The organism is Pedobacter frigidisoli, from assembly GCF_032678525.1.
Taxonomy (GTDB): domain Bacteria; phylum Bacteroidota; class Bacteroidia; order Sphingobacteriales; family Sphingobacteriaceae; genus Pedobacter; species Pedobacter frigidisoli_A.
Genome location: NZ_JAVTSE010000011.1, coordinates 57,983 through 64,775, shown reverse-complemented (window position 1 = coordinate 64,775; position 6,793 = coordinate 57,983). Strand labels below are relative to the sequence as shown.

Annotated in this window: 5 protein-coding genes and 2 tRNA genes; 5 read left to right on the top strand and 2 right to left on the bottom strand. The window is 41.1% G+C overall.

Going from position 1 to position 6,793, the window contains the following annotated elements:
• Positions 1 to 165: 165 nt before the first annotated feature.
• Entirely contained in the window at positions 166 to 303 is a 138-nt protein-coding gene (locus R2Q80_RS21545) for a hypothetical protein (protein WP_316801590.1), read from the top strand.
• Between the two features lie 295 nt (positions 304 to 598).
• Here R2Q80_RS21545 and R2Q80_RS21540 read toward each other — a convergent pair whose 3' ends face one another.
• Positions 599 to 1,036, bottom strand: a complete 438-nt coding sequence (locus R2Q80_RS21540) for a hypothetical protein (RefSeq protein WP_316801589.1) — start codon at positions 1,034 to 1,036, stop codon at positions 599 to 601.
• A 272-nt stretch (positions 1,037 to 1,308) separates the two neighbouring features.
• On the opposite strand from R2Q80_RS21540, the gene R2Q80_RS21535 reads away from it, so the two are divergent.
• Positions 1,309 to 1,384, top strand: a tRNA-Met gene (locus R2Q80_RS21535).
• Between the two features lie 28 nt (positions 1,385 to 1,412).
• Positions 1,413 to 1,484, top strand: a tRNA-Glu gene (locus R2Q80_RS21530).
• A gap of 37 nt (positions 1,485 to 1,521) precedes the next feature.
• Here R2Q80_RS21530 and R2Q80_RS21525 read toward each other — a convergent pair.
• The gene (locus tag R2Q80_RS21525; protein ID WP_316801588.1) at positions 1,522 to 2,043 is read right to left on the bottom strand and encodes a DinB family protein; all 522 of its coding nucleotides are present in this window, start codon (positions 2,041 to 2,043) and stop codon (positions 1,522 to 1,524) included.
• 148 nt (positions 2,044 to 2,191) lie between these two features.
• Here R2Q80_RS21525 and R2Q80_RS21520 point away from each other — a divergent pair, with 148 nt between their 5' ends.
• Both R2Q80_RS21520 and R2Q80_RS21515 read left to right on the top strand, forming a co-directional pair.
• Positions 2,192 to 4,684, top strand: coding sequence for a zinc-dependent metalloprotease (locus tag R2Q80_RS21520; RefSeq protein ID WP_316801587.1), 2,493 nt, complete (start codon positions 2,192 to 2,194; stop codon positions 4,682 to 4,684).
• Positions 4,685 to 4,896: 212 nt separating this feature from the next.
• Positions 4,897 to 6,765: a carbohydrate-binding domain-containing protein gene (locus R2Q80_RS21515; protein ID WP_316801586.1), complete on the top strand. Its 1,869-nt coding sequence runs from the start codon at positions 4,897 to 4,899 to the stop codon at positions 6,763 to 6,765.
• Positions 6,766 to 6,793 lie beyond the last annotated feature (28 nt).

Sequence of the window (6,793 nt, the reverse complement as noted above, 5' to 3'; positions counted from 1 at the left end):
CCTGTTTGGGTATTTCGGCAAAAGTGGCAGAGCGTTTCGCGTTTAAGCTGTCACCCTATTTCGCTGCAGACTGACCCCCTTATTTCGGAGCAAACTGGCCGCACTGATTTTCGATTAGACTTTTCAAGTATAGCTTTTCCCGATCACTTTTTTAATTAAAGTAAAATGAAAGCCTCAGGACCTAGTCTGGAGCTGAAGGCAGGCCTTGGCTTTAATTCTCACTGTAAAGGCGTTCTGATGGCCTTTAATGCGGGTTTTGGATATGCAATTTGTCAGACCTCAATCTTTGGGCAGACTGAATAGCGTAACTATCACTGACAATAAGTAAAAAGGAAGGCTTTAGCCTGCAAAAAAATTTGAAATCGTTCTTAGTGTTTTGTTCAAAGTGAAAGGAACTATTTACGCTGTAGCCCGGCAATCAAATTGGCGGCCAGTTTGGCCCGAAATGAGGTGGCCAGTTTCATTGAAATACACATCATGGACTCAAGCCTGATTTTTAGGCAAGAATTCACTATTAAATATTTAGGTATATACATATCTTTGAAGCAACGCTAGCCTATTTTATTGCTAGCCTATGGTAATACTATTGATTGTATGCTCAAATCTGCGGAGTGATTATGATATAAGTGTTCACTCTTACAAAAACTTTTTTTCCATTACATTTTCCCGGCTTCCATTTTTTCATTTGTTTAGCGGCATTTAAAACTGAGATATCTAAAGGAGAATAATATTGCATTGGTTTATTATGAATTGCAAGCGCTCTTGCGTTACCTAATGTGTCAACGATAAAAGTTAACAATACCTTGGATTGTATAACTTCATTTTCTTTTACTATAGGATAGATTGTATTCTTTGACAAAAACGAATAGAATTTCACCAAACTACCTGGATATTCAGGCATTTCATCTGGAGAAGTATACACAAATGAATGCATCGCCTTATCATAATACCTCTTGCAATTTTTTTGTTTGTTTTTAGTTTGATAAGTCCTAAAAATACAATTTATCAGAAGAAACATTAGTATAAAATATTTCATTGTTATGTTAATTCGAGGGGATATCATTCATTGTACAAACTAACTCATGGATATTAGCCTCAAAGTTTTAATATCATTGCTGAGCCCTAATAAAAGATTGAAGTTACAACAAAGCGTAATCTACTCATTTACAATATAAAAATAGTATAAATTGACTTCTCTACTTTTGAGAGATATTTTTTTTTGAAAAAAAAAGCTTTCAGGCTTTGCGAATATGAAAACTATTCCTACTTTTGCACTCCTTCAAACGAAGAAAATTTGAAGATATAGAGTGCGGGGTGGAGCAGTTGGTAGCTCGTCGGGCTCATAACCCGAAGGTCGCACGTTCGAGTCGTGTCCCCGCTACCAAAGGAGTTGAAAGACACTCTGATTAAAAGGCCCGCTCGTCTACCGGTTAGGACGCCAGATTTTCATTCTGGAAATAGGGGTTCGATTCCCCTGCGGGCTACAAAAGCATCAATCCAAAAGATTGGTGCTTTTTTGTTTTATAGCTTTTCAGCTTCAGATTTGACTACGGCAATGGTAACCATTAGTTGGCCAACGTGCCGCATGGTATGTTCTGCCGCATGAAAAAGCAGACCAATTACAGTTGATGGCAAGCCTGCCCTACCTACGCCCCTATACTCGGTAAGACCTGATTCGTCTGTGTCTTTCAATTGTATCATTGCCTGATCAACCTGGACGTTAAACCGGGAAACCAGATCTTCGACTCTATATCCCTCTGCCCGATCTTTGCCTTCCTCGTAAAGTTGTTCAAATTGAAAAGGGGATAAACCTTCTGCACGCGCATAGGTGAAAACCCGATCAAGCACCCCACTTAAATGCTGAAGGTGAAATCCTGCAGAAGCCATCCCAGCTGGACGTATCCAGAGTAGTTCTTTCGGAAAGCCTTCCAAATATTCGTTTACTTCTTCCCTAGCCTGCAATAGTGCATGGGCTACAGGTTGTAACAAGGGCCTAACATCGGGCAACGGCCCACGCTGCCATACTTCTAATTTCTGCTCCATTAGCAATAAATATAGTTAAATATTTTTTTCATTATATATGTAAAAAGTTACCTGGATCGCTCAACATCACAGACGCTTTAAATTATATTTGCTCTGCACACTAAACTGGGCAACCTACAACAACCAAACCAACTAACCCTATCCTTTTATGATGAGAAAACTTTACGCTGTAATATTGCTGATCATTGGTGTCCTGAGCATTCAACTACATGCTCAAAATCCTGCAACAGTTAAAGCTACTGTCGCAACCAGTATTTCGAACTTCACCAAAGACTTCAAAAAATCTGAGGGCTATTTCAATTTTTACTATGATGAAAAAACAGGGAAAATTTTCCTGGAAATTGATCAATTTGGTAAAGATTTTCTGTATTTCAGCTCGTTAACTGATGGCGCAGGAAGAAACGCAGAACGCGGAGGCGCTGCTGCTGATGTGGCACGCTTTATAAAGGTAGGGCCAAAAGTGTTTCTACTGGAACCCAACCTGGCCTATCGTGCCGGGAACGGAAATGCCGATGAAATTAAAACAGTGGAAGGATCTTTTGCCAAGTCTGTGATCTGGGGATTTGCCCCTGTAGCAATAGAGGGAAATAAAACCCTTATAGACCTTACGCCTTTTATCATTCGCGACAGCCAGAATATCGGGGCTACAATGGGTGCTCCTGCGTCTTCGGGTGGAGCAGCTGGCAGAGGGGCAGCAGCAGGTGGCGGAACTTACCGTGTTGACGAAAGCCGATCAGCTGTTTACATACCTAACACTAAAAACTTCCCTAAAAATACTGAGTTTGAGGCCATGCTAACTTTCACTGGTGGCGCTCCAAGTGGTAGAGGAAACCTGGCTCCGGATGCTAATGCAGTAACTGTACGCATGCATCAGTCGTTCGTAGAACTGCCCGATAAACATTTTAAGCAACGAAAATTTGATCCACGATCAAGCTATCAATTATTTAGCTATACAGATTTTTCGGCCCTTATGTCCGAACCGTTGGTTAAACGATATATACGAAGACATCGTTTGGAGAAGAAAGACCCTAATGCTAAAGTTAGTGAAGCGGTAAAACCCATAGTATATTATATTGATCGCGGCGCACCCGCAGCAATTAAAAAGGCCTTAATAGAAGGTGGGTCTTTCTGGAATGAAGCTTTTGAAGCTGCCGGATATAAAAATGCGTTTCAGGTTAAAGAGTTACCTGCTGACGCCGACCCGATGGATATACGCTATAATGTAGTAAACTGGATTACCCGTGCGGGTAGCCCAAGGGCCTTTTCCTATGGTTCATCTTATATAGATCCCAGAACAGGGGAAATCATCAAAGGTGTGGTAACGCTAGGTTCCGACCGCCATCGTCAGGATTATTTAATTGCCGAGGGCTTACTACAGCCCTATACAGATGGAAAGCCTGTAAGTAAAGTGATGGAAGAAATGGCATTAGCGAGGATTAGGCAGTTATCCGCACATGAGATCGGGCACACCCTGGGCTTAAACCATAATTTTGCAGCAAGTGTCAAAGACCGGGCATCTGTGATGGATTATCCTTTCCCGAGGATTAAACAAAAAGCAGACGGCAGCATCGATTTATCTGACGCATATGCAAAAGGGATTGGAAGCTGGGATAAACGGGCCATCATGTGGGGGTACAGTGAATTTACTAAAGGCACGAACGAAGATGCAGCTCTTGATAAAATAATGGAAGAAACCTTGAAGCAGGGCTTTCAATATATCCCCGATATTGGAGGCTATACCCATCCATCGGCTAATCAATGGGAAGATGGTGAAAATCCAATCGCAGAACTTAATAGACTAATGAAAATCCGAAGACAGGTGCTGGATAATTTCTCTGAAAAAGCAATTGTAAAAGATGCTCCGATGGCCACCTTGGAAGAAGTCCTGGTCCCAATTTATTTACTTCACCGCTATGAAATTGAGGCTGTTGCAAAATCAATAGGTGGGTTATATTTCACACACGCAATAAAAAATGATGGGCAGGTTCCAACTAAGATGGTTGACCCAGCTCAGCAATGGAGTGCTTTTGATGCATTAATCTCCACGATTAGTCCGGAGGCACTTGCATTACCAGAAAGCCTGATTCAAAAAATACCTCCACGCCCGTCTGGTTATCCTGCATCAGCAGAAACGTTTAGTGGCTACACGGGTCCAACATTCGATCCGATGGCAACAGCTGAAGCCGCAGCAAATGAAACCGTTTCTTCATTATTGAATCCCGAGCGCGCTTCCCGTTTGGTGGAATATAATGCAAGGGATGAAAAACAACCGGGATTGCTGGCGGTCGTAGATAAACTAATCGAAAAAACCTGGAAAACCAATTTGGTCCCAGGATATAAAGGACAGTTACAAATACTTGTAAATAACCTTACATTAAAATATCTGCTCCAGCTTGCGGCCAACACACGTACATCGGAAAGTGTAAGAGGCGAAGCCTTATTGGAAATTTCTGGACTTAAAAGCTGGATGAATGGAAAACTCAGCAACGCGGGATTGAAACAAAAAGCAAATATTTTATATGGCTTATCACAGATAAAAGAGTTTGAAGACTCGCCAGCTAAGTTTCAGCCAGCCCCTGCGCAGGTAATGCCCCCGGGTGCCCCTATTGGTATGGGAGACATGGATTTTATGGATAGATAGCCACAAGCTGCTCATAGCGTTATCCTTTAGCTGGATAACGCTATAAAAAATCTGAACTACACATTCATCGACTCAAAGTACCCATTCGTAGAGTCTTAACATTTTTTAAATATTTCTCAAAATATCTTCATCAAGTTTTTATTAACGATGAAAAAATGAGGATATTTAAATTTCTACCATCAATAATCTGTTTCTTATTAATATCTGCAAGTATGATTTCTTGTAAAAAAGATAGTGATGATGAGACAACTACTACAAGCACAACAACTTATGCTACAATTGTAACCAATTCAAAAGATACAACCGTTACAAATGCAGTAACCATTGCTTATGCAAATAATATTGCAACTATTACAAACCCATATGAGAGTAGCGGTGTAACCATTACCAATACCAACGGAATAGTAACCATAAACTCAACTACGGCGAGTACTGAAATCAATTATGTTATTTCGGGAAGTACCACCAGTGGTTCAGTAAAAATCTATAGCAGCTACAAGTTTGGGGTTGTATTAAACGGGGCCGACATGATTAGTGAAAACGGACCTGCCATAAATATTCAATCCAGTAAAAAAGCTACCTTCACCTTAGTAGGTGAAACCAACAACAGATTAATCGACGGATCGACTTACACAGCAAGCGGAACTGAAGACATGAAAGGTACGTTATTTAGTGAAGGTCAATTGGTATTTAAAGGCAGTGGACGTTTAATTGTAAAGGGTAATTACAAACATGCCATTGCCAGCGACGATTACGTGGATATACAAAGCGGAATCATCAGCATCACAGGTGCAGTGTCAGACGGTATCCATGCCAATGATTATTTTTCAATGGAAGGTGGTTCACTGAACATCAGTTCCTCGGGCGACGGTATTGAAGTAGAGGAAGGATATATCAGAACTACTGCAGGTGCAATGACCATAGGAAGTGTAGACGATGGTTTATCGACCTCATATAGTGGAACAGAAAGCACCGTAGATCCTTCTGTATACCTAAACGGAGGGATCATTACAATTACGAATACCGGTTCGGAGGCTGTTGGGATCAAAAGCGCAGGTGCAACAATTATTAACAGCAGCGATGCTATTAAAGTTACGGTAACTGGAAGCGCGGCAAAAGGGTTCCAGAGCGGAAAAGATTTCACTGTAACGAACGCAGCTCTAACTATAGCAACATCAGGTGGTGCATTCTACGACAGCACGGATAAAGAGATTGAATCAGCATCGGGTATTAAAGTAAACGGCAATTTCTTAATGCAGAAAGGAACAATAACTATTGCCAGTACAGGTACCGGAGGAAAAGGTATAAATGCCGATGGTACTTTAACCATTAATGATGGAACAGTGACTATCACCACATCAGGGGCAACCTATACTTATGGTTCTGATGATACATCTGCAAAAGGAATGAAGAGCGATGGAAACCTGACAATAAACGGGGGAACGATTTCGGTTAAAACCTCAGGTACAGGTGCAGAAGGAATTGAAAGTAAAAGTGTTTTGACAATTAACAGCGGAACGGTAGAGTGTGTAACTTACGATGATGCATTTAATGCAACCAGTCAGATAGTGATTAACGGAGGTAATGTGTATGCTTATAGTACACTTAATGATGGAATAGATTCAAATGGAACAATAACAATTACGGGGGGTACGATCGTGTCCTCAGGTTACACCTCTCCTGAAGAAGGATTTGACTGCGACAATAATCAGTTTAAAATTACCGGAGGTACGTTAATTGGCGTAGGGGGAGCAAGCAGTAGCCCGACTACAAGCATAAGCTCACAGAACTCAGTACTATTTACCAGTGCAGCAACAGTTAACCAGGTGATACACATCGAATCTTCTACTGGTACAAATATATTCACATTCGTTGTACCAAGAGCTTATTCAAAAATGGTGATGTTATTTAGCATGCCTGGATTAGCTTCAAACACAACGTTTAATATTTATACTGGCGGAACCGTAACAGGAGGAACCTATTTCCACGGTTTATACCAGGGAGATACCTATACTAAAGCCAGCACGACTGCTGCAGCGAGTTTTATAACAAGTGGATTATTAACTTCAGTTACAAAATAAGGTTTTTTGAGCGCGAACTCTTTAGCCT

Excerpts from the sequence above, each read along its gene's own strand:
- R2Q80_RS21525 (WP_316801588.1), bottom strand. The coding sequence starts at position 2,043 with ATGGAGCAGAAATTAGAAGTATGGCAGCGTGGGCCGTTGCCCGATGTT.
- R2Q80_RS21545 (WP_316801590.1), top strand. The coding sequence starts at position 166 with ATGAAAGCCTCAGGACCTAGTCTGGAGCTGAAGGCAGGCCTTGGCTTT.
- R2Q80_RS21540 (WP_316801589.1), bottom strand. The coding sequence starts at position 1,036 with ATGAAATATTTTATACTAATGTTTCTTCTGATAAATTGTATTTTTAGG.
- R2Q80_RS21520 (WP_316801587.1), top strand. The coding sequence starts at position 2,192 with ATGATGAGAAAACTTTACGCTGTAATATTGCTGATCATTGGTGTCCTG.
- R2Q80_RS21515 (WP_316801586.1), top strand. The coding sequence starts at position 4,897 with ATGATTTCTTGTAAAAAAGATAGTGATGATGAGACAACTACTACAAGC.